Below are 26,606 nucleotides of genomic sequence, written 5' to 3' on the forward strand. Positions count from 1 at the left end.
TCTCTTGCGGATTCCCAGGGAAAATACCGCCGAGCGGCCAAAATCCCTGATCAGGGTTAGTTTCGGCGCGTTTTTACCGCCCGCGCAGCCGGTCCAGCACGTCGGAGGTGGCAAATCCGTCAGCAGGCAGCCCGATCGAGACCTGGAAGTTACGCAGGGCGTCCCGGGTCTGGGCGCCGAACTGGCCGTCCGGAGTGCCCTTGTAGAAGCCGCGCTCGGCCAGAAGCTGCTGCAGTTCCAGCCGTTCGGTCCGCGATAGCTCTCGCTCCTGGCGGGGCCAGGGCTGTACGAAGGGCTGACCGCCGCGCAGGCGGTCGGCGAAATGGCCGATCGCCATCGCATAGGCCTCGGCCGGGTTGTATTTCATGATGACCCGGAAATTCTGCAGCATCAGGAAGCCTGGTCCTTGCGCGCCGGCGGGCGCCAGCAGATAGGCTTTCTCGGCCGGATGCGGGAAGGGCTGGTTGGTCGCCCGCTTGAGCCCGAGCTTCTCCCATTGCGCAATCGTCATCATCTTGGCGCGGTCGGCCAGCATGTAGTTGAAGCCCTGGGGCACCACGACCTCGTAGCCCCAGGTCTCGCCGGCCTGCCAGCCGTCCTTCTTCAGATTGTTGGCCGTGGAGGCGATCAGGTCGGTTGGATCGTCGACGACGTCGCGCCGTCCATCTCCATCCCCGTCCACGGCATAGCGCTTGAACGCCGTCGGCATGAACTGGGTCGGCCCGAACGCGCCGGCCCAGGAGCCGCGCATCTGCTCAGGGCGCAAGTCGCCGCGGTTGAGGATCTCCACCGCGGAGAGGAACTCGTCCTTGAAATAAGCCTGGCGGCGGCCGATGCAGGCGAGCGTCGCGGTCGATTGCAGCACGCTGCGGTCGCCCATCTGCGTCGAATAATTGGACTCGATGCCCCAGATCGCGGCGATGATATAGCGGTCGACGCCATAGGCCTTCTCGGTGGCATCGAACTGCGGCTTGTACGTGGCGAGAACTTCCTTGCCCTTGGCGAGGCGGTTGTCGTTCACGAGGATGTCGAGATAGTCCCAGATCGACTTGGAGAATTCCGGCTGCGAATCCATGAGATCCATGATGCGCAGGTCGGGCGCAAGCCCGGCGGTGAAGCGCTGAAAATTCTCCTGCGTGATGCCGCGGCGTGCGGCATCGGGCCACATGCCAGCGACGCAATTGTCGAAATTGCCGGCCGCCTCGCGGATCGCAGCCGCCGTCATCAGCGGATGGCCGGAGGCACCGTCCTCGCCGCTCCAGGGCTGAGGTCCGGCTTGGATGCCGCCTTGGCCGGGTGCGGGTTGCGACGGGTTCGACCCTGAGAAAATACCGCCGAACAGGCCCGACAGGCCGTTTTGTCCCTGAGCATGCGCGGACACGGGGAACAGCAGCGCGGCCGCAATCATTGTTGCGCCGGCAAGAGATCCCCCCCGTTTTGCCAATCCTGCCTGCGATCGCACCATGTCCCACCCGTCCAGCCAAAAATCAGCCATCAGGAGGCCTCGTTACGGTTGCCAATATCTTAAGAAAAGTGAAATTTCGCTGCCGGCCTTTTCTCAATTCGACGGGGCGGGCCCAACATCCGCCTTTGTTACCGGCTGCAACCCAGCTAGCAAGATGCCATTGCTTCTTTCACGAACGCTCAAGGGTATTCGATCAATCACATGAAAATCCGCAAAGCCGTATTTCCCGTCGCCGGCCTCGGCACCCGCGTCTTGCCCGCCACCAAGGCAATGCCGAAGGAAATGCTCACCATCGTCGACAAGCCGCTGATCCAGTACGTCTATGACGAGGCGAGGGAAGCCGGCATCGAGCACTTCGTCTTCGTCACCGGCCGCAACAAGAATGTCATCGAAGATCATTTCGACAGGATGTTCGAGCTCGACACGACGCTCGCCGCACGTGGCAAGAAGGCCGAGCAGGAGATTTTGGCGCAGAACCAGCCGGACGCCGGCGCCGTCAGCTTCACGCGCCAGCAGGCGCCGCTCGGCCTCGGTCATGCGGTCTGGTGCGCGCGCGACATCGTCGGTGACGAGCCGTTCGCGGTGCTGCTGCCCGACGAGCTCGTGCTCAATTCACCCGGCTGCCTGAAGCAGATGATCGAGACCGCTGCCACCCTCGGCGAGAAATCCAACCTGATCGCGGTCGAGGCCGTGCCCGATCATCTCACGCACCAATACGGCATCTGCGGCGTCGGAAAGCGCACCGGCAAGATGTTCGAGGTCGACGGCATGGTCGAGAAGCCGGCCAAGGGCACCGCGCCCTCCAACCTCTCGATCACCGGCCGCTACATCCTGCAGCCGGAGATCTTCAAGATCCTGGAGACCCAGGAGCGCGGCGCCGGCGGCGAGATTCAGCTCACCGACGCCATGATCGGCCTCGCCAGATCGCAAAAGTTCTACGGCGTCGAGTTCGAGGGCGAGCGCCATGATTGCGGCTCGAAGCCCGGTTTCCTCCGCGCCAACATCGCCTACGGCCTCAAGCGGCCGGAATTGCGCGAGGGGCTGATCGCGGAGATGAAGAAGTATCTGGGGCAGTAGTTTCCCTGCGACGTCCCGGCGAAGGCCGGGACCCGGAGCGCGTGATCTACCGCTTGCGAACGGTCGAAGTACCGAACGACGAGTCTTCGCCAAACCACGGCCTGTGCTGGGTCCCGGCCTTCGCTGGCACGACACCGAGCATGTGGCGGATGCTCGGCACTTGACGACGATAGCGTAGCTCACGCCACCAGCGAAAGCTTCGGCAGGCTCGCCACCACCGACTGATTCCGCCCACCGGCTTTCGCGGCATAGAGCGCCTTGTCGGCCGCGGCGACCAGCACGGACCAGTCCATGCCGCTGGTCGGCGCGAGGCTGGCGATGCCGCAGGAGACGGTCGATCCCGCCCCGCCATCAGACCAGCCCAGCACCTTGGCGCGGATGATCTCGGCGATCTTGAAGGCGTCGGCGGCCGACGTGTTCGGCAGCAGCACCGCGAATTCCTCGCCACCATAGCGCGCGGCGCAGTCGCCGGCGCGGCGCAGCGAATCGGAGATGCAGATGGCGATGCCGACCAGCAACTGGTCGCCGGCCTGGTGGCCGAACGTGTCGTTGTATGCCTTGAAATGATCGGCATCGATCATCAGAAGCGCGAGCTGTGTCTTCTGCCGCGCGGCGCGCCGCCATTCGCTGTCGATGACCTGGTCGAACTTGCGGCGGTTGCGCAGGCCCGTGAGCGCGTCGGTCGTCGCCATCTCCTCGAGCCTGCTCTCGGCGTCCGCGCGCCGGCTGATCTCGCGGGCGAGGACCAGCGTCGACGCCAGCACGAAGAGGATCAGCGCCAGCACCACCGCGCCGATGCGAAAGGCCTCCCTCTGCCAGAGTTCGAACACGGCACCGAGCGGTTTGCCCGCCACGACGAACAACGGACCAGAGCCGCTGCTGCGCACGTAGAGGCGCGGCGTTGCGTCCACCGGCCCCTTTCCGGCGAAGGATCCGCCAGCCTTGAGATTGTCGGGCTTCCACGCCTGCTGCGTTTCCAGATTCTTGCCGATGACGTCGAGATCGAATGGCCGCCGCATCATGATGGTGCGGTCGCGCTTGAGCACGGTGATGGTGTCCTCGGGATCGAGGTTCAGACGCTCGAACAGTTCGTGGAAATAGCTGAAGCGGATGGAGCCGGCGACCACGCCCATGAAGCCGCCGTCGGTGTCGCTGACGCGTCGGCTCAGAACGATCGAATAGGCGCCGCGGAACAGCATCGGCCGGCTGATGTAGAGACCAGCGTCGGGGCTGTCGCGGTGAATCCTGAAGTACTCTTCGTCGGCGCGGTTCTCCGGCTGCGGATCGAGGGTCGAGGCGTCGATGGTCAAGCGGCCATCCGCGTCGAACACCTGAATGGCGCCGAAATGCTTCGCGGTGGTGGAGTGGTCGAACAGGATGAGGTGGCGGATCGACCGCGAGACCGCGTTGATCTCCGGCAGCAGCATGTTGCTGGCGACCGCCTTCAGGGACAGATCATAGATGTCGATGTTGCGGCTGATGTCGGCGTCGATCGAGGTCGCCAGGTTTTCCAGGGTTTGGCGGGCCAGCGCCTCTTCGCCGCGGCGCATGTCCAGCATGACGTTGACGCAAATGGCGGAAAAGCCGATCACCGTCACGACGGACGAGATGATCAGCAGCTTCGCCGAAATACGCCAGGGCCGGCGGGCCGTGGCTTCACGCCATCCAGACAGCATCCTTTTGCTCCCGACCTTAACGGATGGGCCTGAAAGCTTGCGTAGTGTTTAAAACGCGACGGCGCTGCGCCGATGAGTTAAGAACTGGTTTCCGCCGGTATCGGTTTTGCGCAAACCGCCGCGGACAAATGCAGAGGACGACAGTGAACGACTACGACGCGCTACGGGATTACCTCATGCGGCAAAAGCAGATGGAATTCGTGCTGACCTTTGAGCAGATCGAGGAGATCATCGGCGCGGCGCTGCCGCGGGCGGCCAACCGTGCCTCATGGTGGGATAGCCTGCGCAGTCCGGACATCCAGATGCCCCAGCGCGAAGCCTGCCTCGCCGCGGGCTTCAAGGCGGTCCGGATGCCTGATGGCCAGAGCGTGCGGTTCACGAAGATGAAGAAGGATGGGCGCAGGCCGGGGTAGGGGGCGCGCGCAGTATCGCCCGCCCTACGAGACCACGACGCGGGGCGAGATCAACTCGCCGCTTCCAGGCGCACTTCCGTCAGCAGGCGCATCGCCGCGTCCGCGTCCATGGGCTCGCCGAAGGCAAAGCCCTGCGCGTATTCGCAGCCCAGTTGATACAGCTCGACCGCGTCCGAATCGGTCTCGGCGCCTTCGGCCACCACGTCCATGCCGAGATCGTGCGCGAGCGCGATGATCGACTTCAGGATCACCGGCCGGGTGCCGCGATTGGTGGTGCGGACGAAGGACTGGTCGATCTTGATGGTGTCGAACGGGAAGCGCTGAAGGTAAGCCAGCGAGGAATGGCCGGTGCCGAAATCGTCGAGCGACAGTCCGGTGCCGAGTTCGCGGATCCGCGCCAGCATTTGCGCGGCATGCTCCGGATTCTCCATCACCAGCGATTCCGTCAGCTCCAGCTTCAGCGTGCCGCGCGCCACCGAGGAGCGTGACAGCACGGTGCGGATATCGTGGATGAGGTCATGGCGCAGCAGCTGACGGGACGACACGTTGACGCTCGCGAAGATCGGCTCGCGCGAGCGCATCGCGCGCTGCCAGATCGAGAGCTGCTTGGCGGTCTGGTCGAGCACGAACATGCCGAGGTCGACGATCAGGCCGGTCTCTTCCGCGATGGTGATGAATTCCGACGGCGCCATGCGCCCGAGTTTCGGATGGTCCCAGCGCGCCAGGGCTTCGAAGCCGGCAACCGAACGATCCTCCAGCCGGACGATCGGCTGGTACAGGATGGTGAGCTCCTGCCGCTCGATGGCGCGGCGCAACTCGCTCTCCAGCGTCAGGCGGTCGGTCTTTCGCGCGCGCATCGCGGGCTTGTAGACGTCGATGCGGTCGCCGCCGATGCGCTTGGAGTGATACATCGCAAGCTCGGCGTCCTTGATGATCTCGTCGGTCAGTTGCGTCTGCGGATCAGACAAGGCGAGGCCTATCGACGCCGTCAGGAAAATCTCGCGATCGTTGAAGGCGATCGGCGCGCGAATGGTCTTGCGGATGGTTTCGGCAAAGGCGGTGATGCGGGCCGGGTCCTGCTCGGACAGCAGGATCAGGCCGAACTGGTCGCCGGCGAGGCGCGCCAGCGTGTCCTGCGGCTTCAGGATGCGGGTGAGGCGGCGGGCCAGCGTCAGCAGGATGGAATCGCCGACCGCGATGCCGACTGAATCGTTAACCTGCTTGAAGCGGTCGAGGTCGATCACCATCAGCGTCGGCCGCAGCGTCGGCATCGACTTGGCGAAATGCGCGACGGCGCCGAGCCGATCCATGAACAGCTTGCGGTTGGGCAGGCCGGTGAGGTTGTCATGCACGGAATCGTGCAGCATGCGTTCTTCGGCGTTGCGCAGGTCAGTGACGTCGGTGAGTGTGCCGACCACACGCGAGACCTCGCCGTCGGAGCCGACCACCGGGCGCGCCTTCAGCGCGAACCACATGAAGTGACCGTCCGGGGTGCGCAGGCGGAAATCCTGCACCAGGCGGCCACGGCGCTGGTCGAGCACGCTGTCGAGCGCGGCGCGGAAACGATCCTGGTCGAGCGGATGCAGCACTTCCAGCCACGAGGCTGCGGGCCCTTCCAGCGTGCCGCGCTTCAATCCGAGCAATGCTTCCGTCTCGGGGCTCGTAAAAACCTTGTCGGCGGACACGTCCCAATCCCAGATCAGATCGCCGGAACCGGCCAGCGCCAGCGCACGGCGCTCGATGTCGGAGACGACGCCGGTGGTGGCGCCGCCGCCGGCGAAGGCGTGCTGCATCACCGTGAAGCCGATCAGCATCACGATCAGTACGAGGCCGCCGAGCAGCGCCGGGCCGACGATATCGTTGGTGACGGAGCCCGCGACCGTCATGCCGGCCGCGACCACCCAGACCACCAGGAGGAACCAGGTCGGGATCAACAGCACCGCGCGGTCGAAGCCGTGGGTGGAAAGATAGACGATCAACGCGAAGCCGGCGAAGGCGATCAGCACCAGTGAGATTCGCGCGATGCCGGACGCCACGGCCGGATCGAACAAGGCGAGCGCGACCAGCGAGCCCAGGAAGGCCAGCCAGCCCACCGTGATGTGCGAGTAGCGCACATGCCATCGACTGAGATTGAGATAGGCGAACAGGAACACCAGCAGCGTCGCCGCCAATATCGCTTCACCCGCCGCGCGCCAGATGCGCTCGGCGTTGTTCGACATGTCGAGCACCTTGCCCCAGAAGCCGAAGTCGACGCCGATATAGACCAGCACCGCCCAGGCCAGCGCCGCCGCAGCGGGGAACATGATGCTGCCCTTCACCACGAACAAAATGGTCAGCACCAGTGCCAGCAGGCCCGAGATGCCGATCACGATGCCCTGGTACAGCGTGAACGAGTTGACCTTGTCCTTGTAAGCTTCCGGCTCCCACAGATAGAGCTGCGGCAGCTTGTCGGTGCGCAGCTCCGCGACGAAGGTGACGACGGCACCGGGGTCGAGCGTGATGCGGAACACGTCGGCGGTCGCGCTCTCCTGGCGTTCCGGCCGGTCGCCGATGGACGGCGTGATGGTCGCGATGCGCGACAGGCCGAGGTCGGGCCACAACAGGCCTGACGACACGATGCGGTAATGCGGGGCGACGATCAGGCGGTCGAGCTGGTCGTCGGTGTTGTTGGCGAGCGCGAACACCACCCAGTTCTGGCCGCCTTCGCGGGCGCGCACCTCGATGCGGCGGACGATGCCGTCGGTGCCGGGTGCGGTGGAGACCTGGATGCGGTCGGAATCGCTGCGCTGATGCTCGAGCACGCCGGTGAGGTCGATCGCGGGCGCATCGCTGCGGACGCTGACAGCGTCAAGCGCGCGTGCAGGCGACGCGGCGACAAGAATCATGAGGCCCAGCGCGATGGGCGCGAGGCACCTGATCAGACGCAAGGTCAGTTCTCCGCGTTCGACGCAAACTCTGCGTGCAGGAAGGCTGGCACGTAAATGCGATTTCAGACCGGACGGAAGTGGTTCGGCAGTTGGCGATAGATGCCACGAAAGCGAGGAGAATCAAAGGGTTTCCGCCCCGCTTGGTGGGTCAACGGCCTAGACCTCCAACACAATTTTGCCAATATGTGCGGAGGTCTCCATGCGCCGATGTGCGTCGGAGGCCTTTTCCAGCGGGAAAGCGCTGTCCATCAGCGGCTTGATCCGGCCCTCACGCAACAGCGGCATCACTTTCGCTTCAATGGCAGCCACCATCGCCGCCTTGTCCGCATTACTACGGGGGCGCAAGGTCGAGCCGGTATGGGTCAATCGCTTCACCATCACCTTGGCGATGTTGACGCTGACCTTGGGGCCGTTGAGGGTTGCGATCTGCACGATTCGCCCATCGACCGCGGCGGCATCATAGTTGCGGTCGACATAGTCGCCGGCGACCATGTCGAGGATCAAATTGACGCCGACCTTGTCGGTCTCTTCCTTCACCACGGCGACGAAGTCTTCGGTTTTGTAGTTGATGGCGCGATCGGCACCGAGCTTCAGGCACGCATCGATCTTGTCCTGCGATCCCACGGTGACGAACACTTTTGCGCCGAACGCCTTGGCGAGCTGGATCGCCATCGTTCCGATGCCGGAGGAGCCGCCATGGATCAGGAGCGTCTCGCCGGCCTTCAGGCCGCCGCGCTCGAACACGTTGTGCCAGACCGTCATCAGGGTTTCCGGCAGCGCACCGGCTTCCTTGATCGAGAGTGCCGGCGGCACGCTCATGGCCTGGGCGTCCTGCGCGATGCAGTACTGCGCATAGCCGCCGCCTGCGACGAGCGACATCACGATGTCGCCGATCTTGTGCCGCTTGGCGTTGCTGCCGACGGCGACCACTTCACCTGCGATCTCGAGGCCGGGCAGATCGCTGGCGCCGGGCGGGGGCGGGTAAGCACCGGAACGCTGCGCCACGTCGGGCCGGTTCACGCCCGCGGCCTGCACCTTCACCAGGATTTCGTCAGGACCGGGCTGCGGCAGGGCCCGTTGTTCCGGCACCAGCACTTCGGGTCCACCGGGTTGGGAGATGGCGACCACGGTCATTTGCGCGGGCAGCTTGTCCATGATGTGTCCTTGAGCAAAGGTGCGAGGAGGAACGAGGCCTTTGATTAGCCAGCGCAGTCCGGGCTGGCAACCGCCTCACCCGTGTGATGATCCGCGAACGCAGGAGGAACGACGATGCCGACGGAAGACGATGACCGCCCGCGGAAGAAAGTCACCCATGAGATCGGACAGGATCTCTCACTGTTGTCGGTCGAGGAACTGACCGAGCGCGTTGCTCTGCTGAAGACCGAGATCGGCAGGCTGGAGGAAGCTGCCACCAAGAAGCGCGCCTCGCGCGATGCGGCGAACAGTTTTTTCAAGTCGTAGGCCGAGAAACTCCCTTTCTGCCGGCGGAGCGCGCCCCGCTCGGCCAGTGACCGACATGGCTAACGAACCCTCAAAAAATTCGTTCGTTTACACGCCATTAAGCTTTCGAGTTTATGACTGGAACTGTCCTCGTTTGGACACCGAGTGGCTCCTGTCCACTCTGTTTGACGCCTCCCTGTTATCAACTTTCAAAGCCGCCGGTCTCCGGCGGCTCTTTTTTGCGTCTATTCCTGATTGAATTTCCCGGAATGACCCCCGGAAACCATATCCGCGCTTGCCGCTGGACTCCGCGGTTCGCTCGCGCAATGATTTGTTCATCATAAGCCGGCGCCAAAGCCGGACAGGTAAACAGTTGCGTAAGGGGCGTTAACCATGGAACGTTTGCAAGCCGAAGGTGCTCTCGTTCAACTCAGCGAGCGGTTCACCAATTCCGCAGCATTCGGCCTCCTGTTCCGCGAGGGCATGGATCTCGTCGAAGAGACCGCCGCCTATCTCGACGGCGCCGGCCGGACCGAGGCCAAGGCGCTCGACCGCGCCGTCAGCCTCACCTATGCGACTGAGAGCATGCGCCTGACCACGCGCCTGATGCAGCTCGCCTCGTGGCTGTTGCTGCACCGCGCCGTGAAGGAAGGCGAGATGACGCTGGTTCAGGCCAATCGCGAGAAGACCAAGGTCAAGCTCAGCGCCGCCGATCCCGGGCCCGCCGACACCCTCGAGAAGCTGCCGACGCAGCTCCAGGACCTGATCGATCGCTCGATGAGCCTGCAGACCCGCGTGCGCCGGCTCGACACCACCATCCACACCCCTCCGGCCGACCACATCGCGATCGGCAATCCGCTGGTGCCGCAGCTCAACGCGCTGAAGGCCGCGTTCGAGCGGTAAGATTGTTCGCAATCGTTCCGGAGCGCGCGAAGCGCGAACCCGGAATCTGGAGGTTCCGGTTTCGGCTCTGCCAGTCGCCCCGGAATGAAGCCAAACAAAAACGCCCCCGGTCTCCCGGGGGCGTTTTCGTCTCCAGCCCTGCGGCCGGATCAATCCTTTTTGAGGAAGCCCGAAAACTTCTTCTGGAAGCGCGAAACGCGACCGCCGCGGTCCATGATCTGGGCGTTGCCGCCGGTCCAGGCCGGGTGCGACTTCGGGTCGATGTCGAGGTTCAGCGTGTCGCCTTCCTTGCCCCAGGTGGAGCGGGTCAGGTACTCGGTTCCGTCGGTCATCACGACCTTAATCGTATGATAATCCGGATGAATTTCGGCTTTCATGGCAATTCCTGGGGCGCCCGGCGCCTTGCTTGAGTGACTATCGATGACGGATTTGCGGCGGTCTATACCGCACGGAGGCCCCTAAAACAAGCCATTGTCGGAACAGCAGAACCGGGTCCTCCCCTAAGGGACAACCCGGATTTGCCTCGCCTCCTGCCGGGGCCTATGTGGAGCGAAGTCTCTCTTTTGGTCGGATTCCAATGAGCGCAGTTGAACGGCTTGAAACCAGGCCCGCAGAAGCCCCGTCGATCGAGGTGGAACTGATCGAGCAGCCTGCGAAAGGCCGCGCCAGGCTGCGACCGCTGATGGCGCTCGCGCCTTACGTAGCCCGCTATCGCGGCCGCGCAGCGCTTGCTTTGGTCGCGCTGACGATCGCCGCGCTGACCACGCTGCTGGTGCCGGTCGCGGTGCGCCGGATGATCGATTTCGGCCTGACGCCTGAGGGCATCGCGCTGATCAACAGCTATTTCTCGGTGATGATCGCGGTCGTCGCCGTGCTCGCGCTCGCGAGCGCCTCGCGCTACTACCTTGTGATGACGATCGGCGAGCGCATCGTCGCCGATCTCCGGCGCGACGTGTTCGGGCACCTGCTGTCGCTGTCGCCATCCTTCTTCGATTCCGCGCGCAGCGGCGAACTGGTGTCGCGGCTCACCGCCGACACGACGCAGATCAAATCCGCGGTCGGGGCCTCCGTGTCGATAGCGCTGCGCAACCTGATGATGTTTTTGGGCGCGGCAGCCATGATGGTCATTACCAGCCCGCGGCTGTCAGGCTTCGTGCTGCTGGCGATTCCCGTGATCGTGCTGCCGCTGGTCGCGTTCGGGCGCTGGGTGCGGCGGCTGTCGCGCAACGCGCAGGACACGCTCGCCGATGCCTCCGCCTATGCCGGCGAACTGGTCGGCGCGATCCGCACCGTGCAGGCCTATACCAGCGAAGGGCTCGCCGCGAAGCGGTTCGGCGGCGAGGTCGAGCAGGCCTATGAGGCCGCCCGCACTTCGACCCAGGCTCGCGCGGTTCTCACCGCCATTGTCATCTTCATCGTGTTCGCTAGCGTGGTCGCGATTCTCTGGATCGGCTCGCATGACGTGCTGACAGGCGCGATCACGCCCGGCCGGCTCGGCCAGTTCGTGCTCTACGCGGCCTTCGCGGCCGCAGGCCTCGGCCAGCTCAGCGAGGTCTGGGGCGAGGTGTCGGCGGCATCGGGCGCCGCCGAACGCTTGTTCGAGATCCTGCACGTGAAGCCGGAGATCGCGGCACCCGCATCGCCGCGCGCATTGCCCGTGCCGGGGCGCGGCGAGGTCGGTTTCGATCACGTCAGCTTCGCCTATCCGGCGCGGCCCGACGTGAAAGTGCTGGATGCCGTGTCGTTCACGGTGCGGCCCGGCGAGAAGGTCGCGATCGTCGGCCCGTCCGGTGCCGGGAAGAGCACGATCTTTCATCTGCTGCTGCGCTTCTACGATCCGCGCAGCGGCGCGATCTCGCTCGATGGTGTCCCGGTGAAATCAGCCGATCCGCGCGATTTCCGGGCCCGCATCGCTTTGGTGCCGCAGGAGTCCAACGTGTTCGCCGCCAGCGCCCGCGAGAACATCCGCTTCGGCCGGCCCGATGCCGATGACGCCGAGGTCGAGCGTGCCGCCGATCTCGCGCATGCCAGCGAGTTCATCCGCCGCCTGCCCGAAGGCTTTGACACCCCACTCGGCGAGCGCGGTGTGACGCTGTCTGGCGGCCAGCGCCAGCGCATCGCGATCGCGCGCGCCATCCTGCGCGATGCGCCGCTGTTGCTGCTGGATGAAGCGACTTCCGCGCTGGACGCAGAAAGCGAGACGCTGGTGCAGACCGCGCTCGAGGAGCTGATGGCCCATCGCACCACGCTGGTGATCGCGCATCGCCTCGCCACCGTTCTCTCCTGCGACCGCATCCTGGTGATGGACCAGGGCAAGATCGTCGAGCACGGCACACATGCCGAGCTCGTGGCGGCGAACGGGCTCTATGCGCGGCTGGCGAGGTTACAGTTCGAGGGGGTGTGAGGTTTCACACCTCACGGGCACTTCGGCGAGCCCATCGGCACGTTCGGCCACGGCCAGTTCTTCCAGCTGCCGCCCTCGCCGATGCAGGCCGAGCCGCCGTTGGCCGGAGCCGGGCTGTCGGTCGGAGCAGGAGTGCTCGTTGGTGCAGACGGACCAGTCGTCTCACTTGCCGCCCCATTCGTCGTCTCGGACGGCGCCGCAAGCCGCTGATCAACGTAAACCGTCGACACATAGCCGGCGACGATGACGCCGAGAAACACCGAAGACCCCTTGGCCAGATCGCTCAGCCGCATCGATCCCCTCCATCTGCTTGCCGTCACGGCCGCCACACCATCTTCAGCACCGGCCGGCCCGATGTCGGGTTCACATCCTCGCCGGCATGGGCAAAGCCGTTGCGCTCGTAGAAGCGGATGGCCCGGGCGTTGTCCTTGTTGACGAGCAGCGTGACGCCTGAGGATGACAGGCGTTTTGCTTCGTCGACCAGCAGATGCGCCGCATCCGACCCCCAGTGATTGGGGTCAACCACAAGCTGGTCGAGATAACCGTCACCATCGATGGTCACGAAACCGGTCAGTGCGCCATCTTGTTCCGAGACCACGATTTGGGCCTTCGGCACCAGCTCGTTGCGCCAGCGCGCGCGCCACCAGTCCAGGCGCGCAGTGAAGTCGATCTGCGGATAGGCCTGCTGCCAGGTGCGAAGCCACAGCTCGATCGTCGCCGCTTCGTCGGAGTCCACATAGGGGCGAAGGCGAAGCGCGCTCACTACCGCTCCGTCAGCTTCAGCTCGATGCGGCGGTTGCGCTTGTAGGCCTCTTCGGTGTTGCCTGTGTCGAGCGGCTGGAATTCGGCGAAGCCGGCGGCGACCAGGCGCTGGGCAGGGACGCCGAGCGAGATCAGATATTGCACCACCGAGATCGCGCGCGCCGACGACAGGTCCCAATTCGACTTGAAGTTCGGGCCATTGACCGGCCGCACGTCGGTGTGGCCGTCGACGCGCAGCACCCAAGCGATCTCGCTCGGAATCTTCTTGTCGAGCTCGATCAGCGCGGCCGCCACCGTGTCGAGCTCGGCCTTGCCCTCCGGCAGCAGCGTTGCCTGTCCGGTGTCGAAGAACACTTCGGACTGGAACACGAAGCGGTCGCCGACAACGCGGATGTCAGGACGGTTGCCGAGAATGGCGCGTAAGCGCCCGAAGAACTCCGAGCGGTAGCGCGACAATTCCTGCACGCGCTGTGCCAGCGCCACGTTCAGCCGTGAGCCGAGATCGGCAATGCGGTTCTGCGATTCCTTGTCGCGCTTCTCGCTAGCATCCAACGCCTCTTCGAGCGCAGCCAATTGCCGGCGCAGCGCGCTGATCTGCTGGTTCAAAACCTCGATCTGCGCCAGCGCCCGCGCCGAGACCGCCTTCTCCGAGTCCAGCGCCTTGCCGAGCTCGGCGGTCTTTCCTTGCGCGTCGTTACCGGCATTGGCCAGGCCCTCATAGAGGCCCTTCATGCGGTCGCGTTCGCTCTCGGCCGAGGCGAGGCCGGCCTTGAGCTGCGACACCTGGTCGTCGAGCGAGAGCTTGCCGAGCTTCTCCAGCGACAGCAGTTCGGTGAGCTGGGCGATCTTGGCGTTGAGCTGCTCCAGTGCCTTGTCCTTGCCGGTCACCTCCTGCGACAGGAAGAACTGCACGACCAGAAACACCGAGAGCAGGAACACGATGGAGAGCACCAGCGTCGACAGCGCGTCGACGAATCCGGGCCAGTAGTTGAAGGCGCCTTCGCTGCGGCGGCCGCGGGCTAGAGCCATGCTCGCCTCTCAAATGCTGATTGCTTAACTCTTCTCGGGCTGGCGCGCGATGCGCTCCAGCAGGCGGCGGATCTCGCGGTTCTGCTCGCCCTGGCCGTCCGCCCATTCGCGGATCATCTGCTGCTCGGTGCGCATATGCGAGACCAGCGCCTGGATCGCTTCGGCGAGGCTCGCCATGGCCGCCGTGGTGCCGCGGCTGGCGCTGCCTTCCTCGAGCACGGAGCGCAGGCGCTCGACGGCCGCCTGAAGCTCGCCGCTGGCAACGCCGCCGCCACTGCTCGCGACGGCGGCGACTTCGCCGCTGCCGTATTCGCGCACGGTGGTGGCGAGCCAGTCTTCGAGGTCGGTGTAGAAGCGGTTCTGCGCCTGGCTCGATTGCAGATCGAGGAAGCCGAGGATCAGGGAGCCCGCGAGACCGAACAGCGAGCTCGAGAACGAAATGCCCATGCCGCCGAGCGGGGCGGCCAGGCCCTCCTTCAGCGTGTCGAACAGCGCGCCGGCATCGCCGCCGACCCTGAGCCCGTCGATCACCTTGCCGACCGAGCCGACCGTCTCGATCAGGCCCCAGAAGGTGCCGAGCAGGCCCAGGAACACCAACAGGCCGGTCATGTAGCGGGAGATGTCGCGGGCCTCGTCCAGGCGGGTCGCGATCGAATCGAGCAGATGCCGCATCGTCGTTTGCGTGATCGACATCCGCCCGGTGCGTTCACCGCCCAGGATCATCGCCATCGGCGCCAGCAGCTTGGGATGCCGGGCCGGTGCCAGGCCGGGATCGGCGATGCGGAAATTGTTGACCCAGGAGACCTCAGGATAGAGCCGGATGACCTGGCGGAAGGCCAGCACGATGCCGATGAACAGCACCGCCCCGATCAGGGCGTTCAGCCCGGGATTGGCGAAAAAGGCCTGGATGATCTGCTTGTAGAGCACCACGCCCACCAGCGCGCACAGCACCAGGAAAACCAGCATCCGCACCAGGAAGACGCTGGGGGAGGACAGTTTCGTGTACTCGATGTTGAGGGAGGAGCGGGGCGAGGCGCCTGGCGGCATGGCCGGTATCATCCGTTACGAAAGCTTGCTTGCATCCCCACACTATGGCACAGCGCCCGTCCAAAAAAAGCGCCGGATGTGCGGATTTCGGGAAGGAGCCGCGGAACCCAAAGCTGAAACCGGGCTTTGATACGCCACATAGGCTGCAAAACTTCGGCATCCCGTAGGCTGGCCTCGGCTTTTGCGCGGCGATCGTGCTGCTTCCGGCCGCCGGGACCTGGCCAGGGGAGGGGCTGCGTGAGCGTTGTTTCCGCGATCATGGGGACTGCCGAACGCGTGCGCTTGCCCGACGTGGTGGTCCGCGCCGCAATCCAGGGCCTGTGCTCCCGCACCGCAACCCGCCTCGCGGCGCTTGATGCGGTCGACGATGCCGCGTTCGCCGGCCGGATGATGTTGCGGCCGATCACCGGAGACGGCGCTGGCATTGAGATGAGGAATGTCGAATTGCCTGCGTCCTTCTTTGCGCAGGTGCTGGGCCCGAACCGCAAATACTCCTCCTGCTTCTACAAGACCGATGCAACGCCGCTCCAGGAAGCTGAGGAGGAGGCATTGCGCCAGACCGTCGCGCATGCCGGCCTCGCCGACGGGCAGACCATCCTCGAACTCGGCTGCGGCTGGGGCTCGCTGTCGCTGTGGATCGCGCGGCAGTTTCCGCATGCCAAGGTGACGGCGGTGTCGAGCTCGCGATCGCAGCGCGCCTATGTCGAGGAGATCGCGCGCCAGCGCGGCCTGCTGAACCTGCGCGTCGTCACATCAGACATGAACGTGTTCGCGCCGGAGGGCCAGTACGACCGCATCGTCTCGGTCGAGATGTTCGAGCACATGATGAACTGGCGCAAGCTGATGACGCGCGTGCGATCATGGCTGGCGCCCGACGGGCGCTTCTTCATCCACATCTTCACCCATCGCGCCGGCTCCTATGTCTTCGACCGCACCAATCGCGAAGACTGGATCGCGCAGCATTTCTTCACCGGCAGCGTAATGCCGAGCCATCAGCTCGTCAGGCAATATGATGATATCTTCCGGGTCGAGAAGGAATGGCGCTGGAGCGGCACTCATTATCAGCGAACGGCGAACGACTGGCTCGCCAATTTCGACGCGCATCGCGACGCGATCGAATCCTCCTTGCGCAAGATCTACGGTGAGGACATCGCGTCGTGGATGCGGCGCTGGCGCTGGTTCTTTCTCGCCACCGCAGGCCTGTTTGGTTATGCCGACGGAACGGAGTGGGGCGTCAGCCACTACAGGATGAAGGCGGCGGTCAACTGAACGCGATGTTCTGTCGCAGCGGGCCGTGACGGAACCTGACTCACAATCCGGTGAATCCAAAAAATCAGCCTGAAGTCAGCGCCATAGCGGCGTGTGACATTGAGCCGCCCGCGCGATCCGTTGCGTCGCGGCGCGTCCATTCTATTTTGGCGGCACCAGTCGCGATAGTCCAGAACGGGCTCGCGCGACGCTCGATCGGTTTCAACAATCTTGGGGCACGCTACTTCATGTCAGGACTTCGAGCGCGATCGGCATGCGTTGCAATGATGCTCGCGGCCTTTGCGCCGCTGCTATCTGCTTGCGACGAATCTTCGTCCGCCGTCTCTGCCGCGCAGCCTGTCGAACCCGATGTCAGCATCGTCACGGTCAAGCCGCAACCGCGCGCCGTGGTTCGTGAGCTGCCGGGTCGGATCTCGCCGACGCGCGTTGCCGAGGTGCGGCCGCGTGTGTCAGGCATCGTGGTCGAGCGGTTGTTTCGCCAGGGCGGCGAGGTGAAGGCGGGCGATCCGCTCTATCGCATCGATCCGCGTCCCTTCGAGGTCGAGGTGATGGCCAACGAGGCGGCGCTTGCCAAGGCCGATGCTGCGTTGAAGCAGGCGCAGCAGCAGGCGCGCCGCATCGCGACGTTGACCAGCCAGCGCGCCGCGCCCGAAGCCGAGAACGAAAAGACCATCGCCGCCGAGCTACAGGCCAAGGCCGAACTGGAAGGGCGCAAAGCCGAGCTCGCGCGGGCAAAGCTCAACCTCGATTATGCGACCGTGCGCGCGCCGATCGACGGCGTGGTCGGCGCGGCGCTGGTCAGCGAAGGCGCGCTGGTCGTGCAGAACGAGACCAATCTCGCCACCGTGCAGCAACTCGATCCCGTCTATGCCGACTTCACCCAGTCGGTGACGGAGCTCAATCAGCTGCGCCGCGCTTTCGAGAGCGGCGATCTCGATCGCATCGCGGCCGATGCTGCCAAGGTTCGCCTCGTGCTCGACGACAACACCACCTATGGGCTGGACGGCAAATTGCTGTTCTCCGATGCCAAGGTCGATGCCCATACCGGCCAGGTGACCTTGCGCGGCGAGTTCCGCAATCCCAGGGGCGAACTGCTGCCCGGCATGTATGTCCGCGTCCGCACCGAGCAGGGCCTCGATAGCGACGCCATCGCAGTGCCGCAGCAGGCCGTCCAGCGCAACGGCGGCGGCGGCAGCGAGGTGTTCGTCGTCAAGGGCGACAATCGCGTCGCGGTGCAGCCGATTCGCACCGGTTCGGTGCAGGACGGCGTCTGGTTCGTCACCGAGGGCCTGAAGGCCGGCGACAAGGTCGTGGTCGAAGGCTTCCAGAAGTTCGCAGCCGGCGACAAGGTCAAGCCGCAGTCCTGGTCCGAGGCCGAGGCGGGCGCGGACGTCAGGCACACGCAGCAGGCCACGCGGTAACGCCGCATGCCGAGCTTCTTCATCGACAGGCCGATTTTCGCCTGGGTCGTCGCGCTGTTCATCTGTCTGATGGGCGCGATCTCGATCCCGCTGCTGCCGATCGCGCAATATCCGATCATCGCGCCGCCCTCGATCTCGATCTCGACGAGCTACCCGGGCGCGTCGCCGGAAAACCTCTACAACAGCGTCACGCGGCTGATCGAGGAGGAACTGAACGGCGCCTCCGGCATCCTCAACTTCGAATCCACCAGCGACTCGCTCGGCCAGGTCGAGATTACAGCCAATTTCCAGCCGGGTACCGATACCAGCGCGGCCTCGGTCGAGGTGCAGAACCGCATCAAGCGCGTCGAGGCGCGCCTGCCACGCGCGGTGATCCAGCAAGGCATCCTGATCGAGGAAGCCTCGAGTGCGGTGCTTCAGATCATTACATTGAATTCGACGGACGGCAGTCTCGACGAAGTCGGTCTCGGCGACTTCATGATCCGCAACGTGCTCGGTGAAATCCGCCGTATCCCCGGCGTCGGCCGTGCCACGCTCTATTCGACCGAACGCAGCCTTCGCGTCTGGGTCGATCCGGCAAAACTCGTCGGCTATGGGCTGACCGCTGACGACGTCAACAAGGCGATATCCGCTCAGAATGCACAAGTTGCCTCTGGCAGCATCGGCGCCGAGCCGTCGGCCACGACCCAGCGCACCTCGGCTTTGGTGTTGGTCAAGGGCCAGTTGGCCTCGCCGGATGAATTCGGCGCCATCATCCTGCGCGCCAACGCGGACGGTTCGACCGTGCGGTTGCGTGACGTCGCCCGGATCGAGGTCGGCGGTCTCAGCTACCAGTTCAACACTCGCCTTGACGGCAAGCCGACCGCGGGTCTCTCCGTGCTGATGTCGCCGACCGGCAACGCGCTGGCGACCGCGAGCGCGGTCGAGGCGAAGATGAAGGAGCTGTCGCGCTTCTTCCCGGCCAACATCTCCTACGAGATCCCCTACAACATCACGCCCGTGGTCGAGGCCTCGATCAAGAAGGTGCTGTCGACGCTGTTAGAGGCCGTGGTGCTGGTATTCGTGGTGATGTTCCTTTTCTTGCAGAACATCCGTTACACCATCATCCCGACCATCGTGGTGCCGGTGGCGTTGCTCGGCGCCTGCACCACGCTGCTGCTCGCCGGCTACTCCATCAACATGCTCGGCATGTTCGGCATGGTGCTCGCGGTCGGCATCCTCGTCGACGACGCCATCGTCGTGGTGGAGAACGTCGAGCGCATCATGGCGGAGGAAGGCCTGTCGCCGAAGGACGCGACGCGGAAAGCCATGTCGCAGATATCAGGCGCGATCATCGGCATTACGCTGGTGCTGATGGCGGTGTTCGTGCCGATGGCGTTTTTTCCTGGCTCGGTCGGCATCATCTATCGCCAGTTCTCGGTGACGATGATTGCAGCGATCGGCTTCTCCGCCTTCCTGGCGCTCTCGCTGACGCCGGCGCTGTGTGCGACCTTGCTCAAGCCTGTCGCGGCCGGCCACGGCCATGCGAGGCGCGGCGTGTTCGGTTGGTTCAATCGCATGCTCGAAGGCGGCAAGGAAGGTTATTCCCGCACGGTCGGTTTCTCGCTCAAGCGCACCGGCCGCCTGATGCTGGTCTATGCTGCGCTGCTGGTTGGCCTGTCCTGGGCCTTCGTCAGCCTGCCCGGCGGCTTCCTGCCCGTCGATGACCAGGGCTTTGTCACCACCGACGTGCAGGCGCCGTCCGACTCCTCCTACGGCCGCACCGAGGCCGTGATCGAGAAGGTGGAAAAATATTTGGCGCAACGGCCGGGTGTCGGCAACGTCACCTTTCTTACCGGCTTCAGCTTTTCCGGCCAGGGCATGAACACTGCGCAGGCCTTCATCACCTTGAAGGACTGGTCGGAGCGCGGGCCGAAGGATTCAGCGGCGGCTGTTGTCAATGACATCAACCGCGATCTGTCCGCCTCGATCCGCGACGCCAAGATCTCGGCGCTGCAGCCGCCGCCGATCGACAATCTCGGCAACTCCTCCGGCTTCTCGTTCCGCCTGCAGGATCGCGGCCAGAAGGGCTATCCGGCGCTGATGAAGGCCGCCGACCGGTTGGTCGCGGAGGCCAATGCCAGTCCGGTGCTTCAGAAGGTCTATGTCGAAGGCCTGCCCGAGGCCGGCGTGGTCAATCTCGTGATCGACCGCGAGAAAGCCGGCGCCTTCGGCGTCACCTTCGAGGACATCAACAATACGATCTCGACCAATCTCGGCTCGAACTACATCAACGATTTCCCGAACCGCGGCCGCATGCAGCGCGTCGTGGTGCAGGCCGACAGCCGCGACCGCATGAAGACCGAGGACATCCTCAACTACAACGTCAAGAACAGCCGCGGCCAGCTGGTGCCGTTCTCCTCCTTCGCCACCGTCGAATGGTCGCGCGGCCCGACCCAGATCGCCGGCTTCAACTATTATCCGGCGGTGCGCATCTCGGGCGAGGCGAAGCCCGGCTTCACCTCGGGCGATGCCATCGCCGAGATGGAGAGGCTCGCCGGCAAGCTGCCGCGCGGCTTCGGCTATGAATGGACCGGACAGTCCCTCCAGGAGAAGCTGTCGGGCTCGCAGGCGCCGTTCCTGCTGGCACTCTCCGTTTTCGTAGTGTTTCTGTGTCTCGCGGCACTGTACGAGAGCTGGACCATCCCGCTCGCGGTGCTGCTCACCGTGCCGCTTGGCATCGTCGGCGCCGTGGTCGCGGCCATGTTGCGCGGCCTGCCCAACGACGTCTATTTCACCGTCGGCCTGATCACCATCATCGGCCTCGCCGCCAAGGATGCGATCCTGATCATCGAGTTCGCCAAGGATCTGCGCAAAGAAGGCAAGCCGCTGGTGGAAGCGACGATCGAAGCCTGCCGCCTGCGCTTCCGCCCGATCCTGATGACGGGTCTTGCCTTCATCTGCGGCGTGCTGCCGATGGCCATGGCCCACGGCGCCGGCGGCGCCAGCCAGCAAGCGCTCGGCTCCGTCGTGATGGGCGGCATGATCGCCGTCGTGATCCTGGCGCTGCTGATGGTGCCGGTGTTCTTCGTCTCCGTGCAGCGTGTGCTGGCGGGGGACAGGGAGAAGGAAGAGAAAAAGGCTGAGACGTATGGACCGCCTGCGCCGGCGGGAGCCGGCCACTAAGGTCCAACGGGCCTTCGGCTTGCTTTCCCTGAGGCGTCGATCCAGACTGCATCCCTGGATTGAAAGGATGTGCACTCGCGCACCACCGCGAATGCACGTAGAGCCTGCCCATTGAGAGCGTGTGATGCGTCTGACCGACATTGCGATCTCGAACTATCGCTCTATTAGGCGGCTCTCCATACCAATCCACCCGCTGTCCGTCTTTGTCGGCGAGAATGGCGTCGGCAAATCCAACCTCTACAAGTCCCTGTCGCTGTTGCGCGACGCGGCGACCGGGCGGATCACGCGCACGATCGCCGACGAAGGCGGATTGAATTCGGTGTGCTGGTCCGGGCTCCGCAAACGCGGTGAAGACGGACGGCTGCGGTTATCAGCCAGATTCGACAGCATCAGATATTCCATTGAGCTCGGATTTCCCGCGCCGCTCGAGGCGGCGTTTTCCGGCGAGCCGATGATCAAGAGCGAAAGCATCGAGGCGACGCGGGGCAAGCGCACCGTTCAAATGATGGAACGAAAGAATTCGCTCGTCAGCGTCCGCGGCGACAGCGGCGCATGGATCAACCACAAGGATGCGGTGTTGCCGTCAGAGACGGCGCTTGCGGGCTTTTCCGATGGCCAGGAATGCCCTGAAATCCAATTGGTCAGAGCCGCGATGCTGGGCTGGCGGTTCTATCATGACTTCCGTACGGATCCGGCGTCACCGATACGTAAGCCCTGTCTGGCGATCACGACGCCTTCGCTCAGCGCCGATGGCACCGATTTGGCCGCGGCGCTGGCGACACTTTATACCATCAGGGGAGATGCCACCGACCTGCAGGACGCAGTCGAGGATGCATTTCCGGGCGCTGAGCTCCGCGCCTGGGAGGAAGGCGGCCTGTGTGATTTTGACCTGCAACTGGCGGATATGCCGCGGCCGTTCAGGGCTCACGAATTGTCCGACGGGACGCTGAAATACATTTGCCTGCTCGCGGTGTTCATGGGCTATCGATTGCCGCCGTTCATTGCACTGAACGAACCCGAGACCAGCCTGCATCCGTCGCTGCTGGCGCCATTGGCCCGGTTGATCGTGAGGGCCTCACGCCGCGCCGACATCTGGATCGTCACCCATTCGGAGCAACTGATGGAGGCGTTGCGAAGCGAGAGCTCGGTCCCGCTTCGCCGGGTGATCAAGGCGAAAGGCGCCACGACGATCGAGGGCCTGACCCTCGGCGGTGAATATCGCGAGGAGGAATCGGAAGACGACGATTCTTGAGTTCTGCAGATCGAGCCGTCGCCCGTATCCTTACGAAAGCTCATCTTTTTCCGAGGGAACCGAACGCCGAGCAATCTGCTTGCACGCGGGTTCGGGGTTCCACGGAGAAATCGTCCGAATGTTGCAGAAGATCCTTGCCGCTGCCGCCGTCGGCACCGGCGTGCTTGTGATGTCGAGCTTCACCGCGTCGGCGGCGATCGTCTGCCGGGGCCACACCTGCTGGCATACGCATGAGGCCTACGAGTTTCCGCACGAAGCGGGTGTCGTCGTCCATGAGGACAATTGGCACTGGGGTCCGCGCGAAAAGTTTGCCTTCCGCGAGCACGACGGCCGCGGCTATTGGCACGGCCGCAAATGGGTGGCGTGGTAAGAGGCTGCGCGATGTGAGTCTGCAGGCCGCAATTGCGCGGCCTCCTACTTCCGCAAAATCTTCACCAGCTCCCCGTGCACGAACTCATTCCCGCACACCACATGCCCGGTCACCAGTGGATCGCCTGGGGTCGCGATATCGCTCACGGTGCCACCGGCTTCGCGCACCATCAGCACGCCGGCGGCGATGTCCCAGGATTGCAGATTGCGCTCCCAATAGCCGTCGAGGCGGCCGGCGGCGACGAAGGCCAGGTCGAGTGAGGCGGCGCCGAAGCGGCGCAGGCCTGCGACACGGTCCTGGATCGCGGCCATCTCGCGGCGGAATTCCTCGTGGTCGCCGCGGCCAATGTGGGGCAGGCCGCAGGCCACGACGCATTCGTGGAGCTGGCGCCGGCCGGCCACGCGCAGGCGCTGGTCGTTGAGGAAGACGCCCTTGCCCCGCTCGGCGATGTAGAGCTCGTCATTGGCGGGGTTGTAGATCACGCCGGCGATGATGGTGCCCTCGCGCACGAGCCCGATGGAGATCGCGAATTGCGGGATTCCGTGCAGGAAGTTGGTGGTGCCATCAAGGGGATCGACGATCCAGGTGTGGCTCTTGTCGCTGCCCTCGCGAGTGCCGCCTTCCTCGCCGATGAAGCCGTAGCCGGGCCGCGCCTTGGAGAGGTCCTGGTAGAGGATCTCCTCGGCGCGCTTGTCCGCGAGGGTGACGAAATTGGCCGGGCCCTTGAGCGAGACCTGGAGATGCTCGATCTCGCCGAGATCGCGCTTGAGGCTGCGGCCGGCGCGGCGCGCGGCTTTGACCATGACGTTGATAGTGGCGGAATACAGCATGAGATCAGTCTTTGACGGGGGAGGGGCGCGGAACCACGCCATTTGAGGAGATGGGGTGCCTCGCGAGGGGGCAAACGTCAAGTCATTGCGTCAAGTCATTGCCTCAGGTCATCGTGCCCCAAGCCATTTTTTGGCCGCGGCCTCCGCCTTGGCGCGGTCGTCGGCCGGCAGCTCGGAAAACTGCTTGTCGAGCTCCGGGTCGCCCTTGCCGGCGGTTTTGGCGACCAGATGCCATTTGAATCCCTCGACCTTGTCCACCGATGTGCCCATTCCGTTGATCAGGACCCAGGCGAGGCGGTTCTGGGCAATCGCGCTGCCCTGGCGGGACGCCTTGCGCAGCAACGCGACGGCTGCGGGCTGGTTCTGGGGCGTGCCGGTGCCGTTGAACAGGGCAATGGCATATTCGACCTCGGCATCCACATTGTCGGCCAGCGAGGCGGCCTGGAGCAGCCGCACCGACCGTTCGAGGTCCTTCGGCACTCCGGTGCCTTCCTTGTAGAAGGTCGCAAGCGCGTATTGCGCCTCCGGCAAGCCGGCATCGGCCGCCTGGCGCAACAGCTCGGCGGAGCGATTGACGTCCTGCGGCAGGGTTTGTCCGTCGAGATAAAGCAAAGCGAGGTTATAGGCCGCCTTGGGCTCGCCGAGCTTGGCGGCGGAAGCCATCAGCTTGACCGCCTCCCCCTTGTCGACCGGGCCGCCGCGGCCGGCGATGCGCAGCATGGCGAGCGCGAACATCGCCTCGCGGTCGCCGGCATCGGACGCGCGCTTGTACCACTCGATCGCCTTGGCGTAGTCGCGCCTGATCCCCATCGCATTGGAATAGAGCTCGCCCAGCATGGTCATCGCCTTGGCGTCGCCGGTCTTGGCGCGCGCGCTGGCGAGTTCGAAGGCGGTCTTGTACTGGCCGCGCTGATAGGCGCCGAACACCAGATCGACGTTGGGATTGTCGGGGGCTGGTGCGGGGATCACCGTCGCAGGCAGCGCCGGGGTCGGCGACGCCGACGGCTTTGGCGCTGGCGCGGCTTCCTTCTTCTTGGTGATCGTGTGCGGCGCGACCTTGGGCTTGTCCTTGGCCGGCTCTTTAGGCTTCGGCTTCTCAGCCGGAGCGCTCGGGATGGTGGCCGGCGGCGTGATCTGGAGCTGCGCGAGCGCGGGTGTCGCCAGCAGCAGCGTGGTCAGAAGGGTGATGCGCGGGAGCGTCATGCCGGGCGCTGGCTCTGACCCGCCGCAACAGCCGTGAAGGCCTTCTTGATCGCGCCGTCGGCCTCGATCAGCGCGGCCTTGGGCCCGCGCGGATCGGCCCAGATGAAATCGCCGACCAGCACGAAATCGGCGCCGCTGGCGGCGAAGTCGTGAGCCTCTTCCAACGAAATGGCGTAGCCGACGCAGGGCGGCTCGAACAGCTCGGCCCACCAGTCCAGCCGCTCCGCGATCGCCTGTGACGACGGCCGCTGTCCCTTCGCGTCCGGCTCGCCGAACAGCAAATAATCCGCGCCGATCTCGCCTGCATCCATGGAATGGTGTCGCGTCGTCAGCCCGCCGACGCCGGCGATGCGATCGGGTTTGAGCGATGGCAGCGCCTCTTTCAGCGCGGCGATACCGGGCAGATGCGCGCCATCGGCGCCGCCGCGCGCGACGATTTCAGGATGGCCGTCGACGAGCAGGGCCGCGCCCGCATTCTGCACGACCGGCGCCAGCGCCTTGATCCGCGAGATCATGGTGCGCTGGTCGGTCTCCTTCAGCCGCACCAGCACGGCCGCGACATCGGCTGCCGCGAGCAGGTCAGGCAAGCCGGCGAGGAGCGCGGCGGGATCATCGACCACGGGCGTCGAGAGATAGAGGCGCGGCGCCGGGCGCGGCGGAGGCGGTTTGTTCGACAAGATCTAGGCTGCCTTCTGTTCCAGGCTGCTTTGCCATTCGCCCCGGGAGGCGAGGCCGTTCATGCGGGCGCGATGGCTGAATGCGTTCTGCCCGGCCGTAACATTCTCAGGCCGACCCGACCAGGCCTTCTGCGGAGCGGCCTGCAGCGCCCGGCCGTAGGAGAAGGTCAGGCCCCAGGGCAGCGGACCGAGCTTGTGCATGGCGTTGAGATGCGCGGTCGCCTCTTCGTCCGACTGGCCGCCGGAGAGGAAGGCGATGCCGGGCACCGCCGCGGGCACGCAAGCCTTCAGCAGCTGGATCGTCTTCTCGGCGACCTCCTCGACGGAGGCCTGCTTTGCGCATTTCTTGCCCGAGATCGCCATGTTCGGCTTCAGCACCATGCCCTCGAGCGCGACGCGCTGCAGGCGCAGCTCCTGGAAGGTCTTGTTGAGCACGCGTGTCGTCACATCATAGCAGCGATCGATGTCGTGATCGCCATCCATCAGCACTTCAGGCTCGACGATCGGCACGATCTGCGCGGCCTGGCACAGCGCGGCGTAACGTGCCAGCGCGTGGGCATTGACGCTGATCGCGGTCATCGAGGGGATACCGCTCGCAATATCGATCACCGCGCGCCATTTGGCGAAACGCGCGCCGCGCTCGTAATATTTCTTCAAGCGTTCGGCGAGCTTGTCGAGCCCCACGGTGACGAGTTCGCCCGGGCACATCGGCAGGGCTTGCGTGCCCTCGTCGACCTTGATGCCGGGAATGGCGCCGCTACTCTCGATCAGCTTGACGAGCGGCGTGCCGTCCTTTGCATCCTGCCAGATCGTCTCGTCATAGAGGATCACGCCGGAGATGTACTGGCTCATGGCCTCCTTCGCGCGGAACAGCATCTCGCGATAGTCGCGACGGTTGGCTTCGGTCGATTCCACGCCGATGGCGTCGAACCGCTTCTTGATGGTGCCGGAGGATTCGTCGGCGGCAAGGATGCCCTTGCCCGGCGCGACCATGGCGGTCGCAACCCTGTTGAGCTCAGTCAGATTCATCGAGAGGTCCTCCCAAAACGATTCTGCCCTTGCCTGTGAAGTTAGACCGTTCTCGGGCAATTGCCGAGTTAACGTTGGTCGCAGGGTAACGGGGGGAGGCCGGGGTTGTTCGGCTCTCCCCGCTTGCGGGGAGAGGCCGGAATGCGCGCGATCAGCGCGGATTCCGGGTGAGGGGGACTCTCTTCGCGAGTCCACTGCCAGCGCCCCTGGGAAGACCCACCTCTCCCCGCAAGCGGGGAGAGGGGGA

The 26,606-nt window shown here is 64.7% G+C and carries 23 protein-coding genes; 10 read left to right on the top strand and 13 right to left on the bottom strand.

Annotation, left to right across the window (positions count from 1 at the left end; genetic code table 11):
- Positions 1-73: 73 nt before the first annotated feature.
- On the bottom strand, positions 74-1,465 hold the full coding sequence (locus tag ACVW16_RS22155; RefSeq protein WP_456738235.1) for a lytic murein transglycosylase: 1,392 nt from the start codon (positions 1,463-1,465) through the stop codon (positions 74-76).
- 201 nt (positions 1,466-1,666) lie between these two features.
- Here ACVW16_RS22155 and ACVW16_RS22160 point away from each other — a divergent pair, with 201 nt between their 5' ends.
- A complete protein-coding gene (locus ACVW16_RS22160) occupies positions 1,667-2,542 on the top strand; it encodes a UTP--glucose-1-phosphate uridylyltransferase (protein WP_456701246.1) in 876 nt (291 codons plus the stop codon).
- Positions 2,543-2,721: 179 nt separating this feature from the next.
- Here the strand turns inward: ACVW16_RS22160 and ACVW16_RS22165 are convergent, their stop codons facing one another.
- Positions 2,722-4,218 carry a sensor domain-containing diguanylate cyclase gene (locus tag ACVW16_RS22165; RefSeq protein WP_456701247.1) on the bottom strand — a complete coding sequence of 499 codons (1,497 nt, stop codon included), beginning with the start codon at positions 4,216-4,218 and terminating at the stop codon, positions 2,722-2,724.
- Positions 4,219-4,361: 143 nt separating this feature from the next.
- On the opposite strand from ACVW16_RS22165, the gene ACVW16_RS22170 reads away from it, so the two are divergent.
- Complete coding sequence (locus tag ACVW16_RS22170) at positions 4,362-4,631, top strand: DUF7662 domain-containing protein (RefSeq protein WP_456701248.1); 270 nt, start codon at positions 4,362-4,364, stop codon at positions 4,629-4,631.
- 50 nt (positions 4,632-4,681) lie between these two features.
- Here ACVW16_RS22170 and ACVW16_RS22175 read toward each other — a convergent pair whose 3' ends face one another.
- Positions 4,682-7,558 carry an EAL domain-containing protein gene (locus tag ACVW16_RS22175; protein WP_456701249.1) on the bottom strand — a complete coding sequence of 959 codons (2,877 nt, stop codon included), beginning with the start codon at positions 7,556-7,558 and terminating at the stop codon, positions 4,682-4,684.
- A 156-nt stretch (positions 7,559-7,714) separates the two neighbouring features.
- Positions 7,715-8,713 (bottom strand): NAD(P)H-quinone oxidoreductase, encoded by a 999-nt coding sequence (locus ACVW16_RS22180; RefSeq protein WP_456701250.1) that lies wholly within the window; start codon positions 8,711-8,713, stop codon positions 7,715-7,717.
- A gap of 114 nt (positions 8,714-8,827) precedes the next feature.
- Here ACVW16_RS22180 and ACVW16_RS22185 point away from each other — a divergent pair, with 114 nt between their 5' ends.
- Entirely contained in the window at positions 8,828-9,019 is a 192-nt protein-coding gene (locus ACVW16_RS22185; protein ID WP_456701251.1) for a DUF1192 domain-containing protein, read from the top strand.
- A gap of 372 nt (positions 9,020-9,391) precedes the next feature.
- Positions 9,392-9,901 (top strand): protease adaptor protein RcdA, encoded by a 510-nt coding sequence (rcdA, locus tag ACVW16_RS22190; RefSeq protein ID WP_456701252.1) that lies wholly within the window; start codon positions 9,392-9,394, stop codon positions 9,899-9,901.
- 149 nt (positions 9,902-10,050) lie between these two features.
- Here the strand turns inward: rcdA and rpmE are convergent, their stop codons facing one another.
- Positions 10,051-10,278 (bottom strand): 50S ribosomal protein L31, encoded by a 228-nt coding sequence (rpmE, locus tag ACVW16_RS22195; protein ID WP_011084323.1) that lies wholly within the window; start codon positions 10,276-10,278, stop codon positions 10,051-10,053.
- 200 nt (positions 10,279-10,478) lie between these two features.
- Between rpmE and ACVW16_RS22200 the strand changes: the two genes are divergently transcribed.
- Positions 10,479-12,305, top strand: coding sequence for an ABC transporter ATP-binding protein/permease (locus ACVW16_RS22200; protein ID WP_456701253.1), 1,827 nt, complete (start codon positions 10,479-10,481; stop codon positions 12,303-12,305).
- Positions 12,306-12,316: 11 nt separating this feature from the next.
- Here the strand turns inward: ACVW16_RS22200 and ACVW16_RS22205 are convergent, their stop codons facing one another.
- Genes ACVW16_RS22205 through ACVW16_RS22220 form a run of 4 tightly spaced genes read right to left on the bottom strand, consistent with a single transcriptional unit; the run spans position 12,317 to position 15,143 of the window.
- Positions 12,317-12,598 (bottom strand): hypothetical protein, encoded by a 282-nt coding sequence (locus ACVW16_RS22205; protein WP_456736277.1) that lies wholly within the window; start codon positions 12,596-12,598, stop codon positions 12,317-12,319.
- 23 nt (positions 12,599-12,621) lie between these two features.
- Positions 12,622-13,068: a GNAT family N-acetyltransferase gene (locus ACVW16_RS22210; RefSeq protein WP_456736276.1), complete on the bottom strand. Its 447-nt coding sequence runs from the start codon at positions 13,066-13,068 to the stop codon at positions 12,622-12,624.
- Positions 13,068-14,096, bottom strand: a complete 1,029-nt coding sequence (locus ACVW16_RS22215; protein WP_456701256.1) for a peptidoglycan -binding protein — start codon at positions 14,094-14,096, stop codon at positions 13,068-13,070. The genes ACVW16_RS22210 and ACVW16_RS22215 overlap by 1 nt, the downstream gene beginning before the upstream one ends.
- Before the next feature lie 24 nt (positions 14,097-14,120).
- On the bottom strand, positions 14,121-15,143 hold the full coding sequence (locus ACVW16_RS22220) for a flagellar motor protein MotA (RefSeq protein ID WP_456736275.1): 1,023 nt from the start codon (positions 15,141-15,143) through the stop codon (positions 14,121-14,123).
- A gap of 237 nt (positions 15,144-15,380) precedes the next feature.
- On the opposite strand from ACVW16_RS22220, the gene ACVW16_RS22225 reads away from it, so the two are divergent.
- The 5 genes from ACVW16_RS22225 (at position 15,381) to ACVW16_RS22245 (ending at position 22,620) form a co-directional block, all read left to right on the top strand.
- A complete protein-coding gene (locus ACVW16_RS22225; protein ID WP_456736274.1) occupies positions 15,381-16,412 on the top strand; it encodes an SAM-dependent methyltransferase in 1,032 nt (343 codons plus the stop codon).
- Positions 16,413-16,639: 227 nt separating this feature from the next.
- Positions 16,640-17,833, top strand: coding sequence for an efflux RND transporter periplasmic adaptor subunit (locus ACVW16_RS22230; RefSeq protein WP_456736273.1), 1,194 nt, complete (start codon positions 16,640-16,642; stop codon positions 17,831-17,833).
- Positions 17,834-17,839: 6 nt separating this feature from the next.
- Complete coding sequence (locus ACVW16_RS22235; RefSeq protein ID WP_456739021.1) at positions 17,840-20,998, top strand: multidrug efflux RND transporter permease subunit; 3,159 nt, start codon at positions 17,840-17,842, stop codon at positions 20,996-20,998.
- Between the two features lie 124 nt (positions 20,999-21,122).
- A complete protein-coding gene (locus ACVW16_RS22240) occupies positions 21,123-22,250 on the top strand; it encodes an AAA family ATPase (RefSeq protein ID WP_456736271.1) in 1,128 nt (375 codons plus the stop codon).
- Positions 22,251-22,368: 118 nt separating this feature from the next.
- The gene (locus tag ACVW16_RS22245; protein ID WP_456736270.1) at positions 22,369-22,620 is read left to right on the top strand and encodes a hypothetical protein; all 252 of its coding nucleotides are present in this window, start codon (positions 22,369-22,371) and stop codon (positions 22,618-22,620) included.
- Between the two features lie 44 nt (positions 22,621-22,664).
- Here the strand turns inward: ACVW16_RS22245 and ACVW16_RS22250 are convergent, their stop codons facing one another.
- From ACVW16_RS22250 to ACVW16_RS22265, 4 genes are all read right to left on the bottom strand, one after another.
- Positions 22,665-23,450 (bottom strand): inositol monophosphatase family protein, encoded by a 786-nt coding sequence (locus ACVW16_RS22250; RefSeq protein ID WP_456701263.1) that lies wholly within the window; start codon positions 23,448-23,450, stop codon positions 22,665-22,667.
- Between the two features lie 108 nt (positions 23,451-23,558).
- Positions 23,559-24,653 carry an HcpA family protein gene (locus ACVW16_RS22255; protein ID WP_456736269.1) on the bottom strand — a complete coding sequence of 365 codons (1,095 nt, stop codon included), beginning with the start codon at positions 24,651-24,653 and terminating at the stop codon, positions 23,559-23,561.
- Positions 24,650-25,330: a thiamine phosphate synthase gene (locus ACVW16_RS22260; RefSeq protein ID WP_456701265.1), complete on the bottom strand. Its 681-nt coding sequence runs from the start codon at positions 25,328-25,330 to the stop codon at positions 24,650-24,652. Before ACVW16_RS22260 ends, ACVW16_RS22255 begins: the two co-directional genes overlap by 4 nt.
- 3 nt (positions 25,331-25,333) lie before the next feature.
- The gene (locus tag ACVW16_RS22265) at positions 25,334-26,359 is read right to left on the bottom strand and encodes a class I fructose-bisphosphate aldolase (RefSeq protein WP_456736268.1); all 1,026 of its coding nucleotides are present in this window, start codon (positions 26,357-26,359) and stop codon (positions 25,334-25,336) included.
- Between the last annotated feature and the right edge of the window lie 247 nt (positions 26,360-26,606).

The sequence above is a fragment of the Bradyrhizobium sp. USDA 4474 genome, from assembly GCF_054057515.1.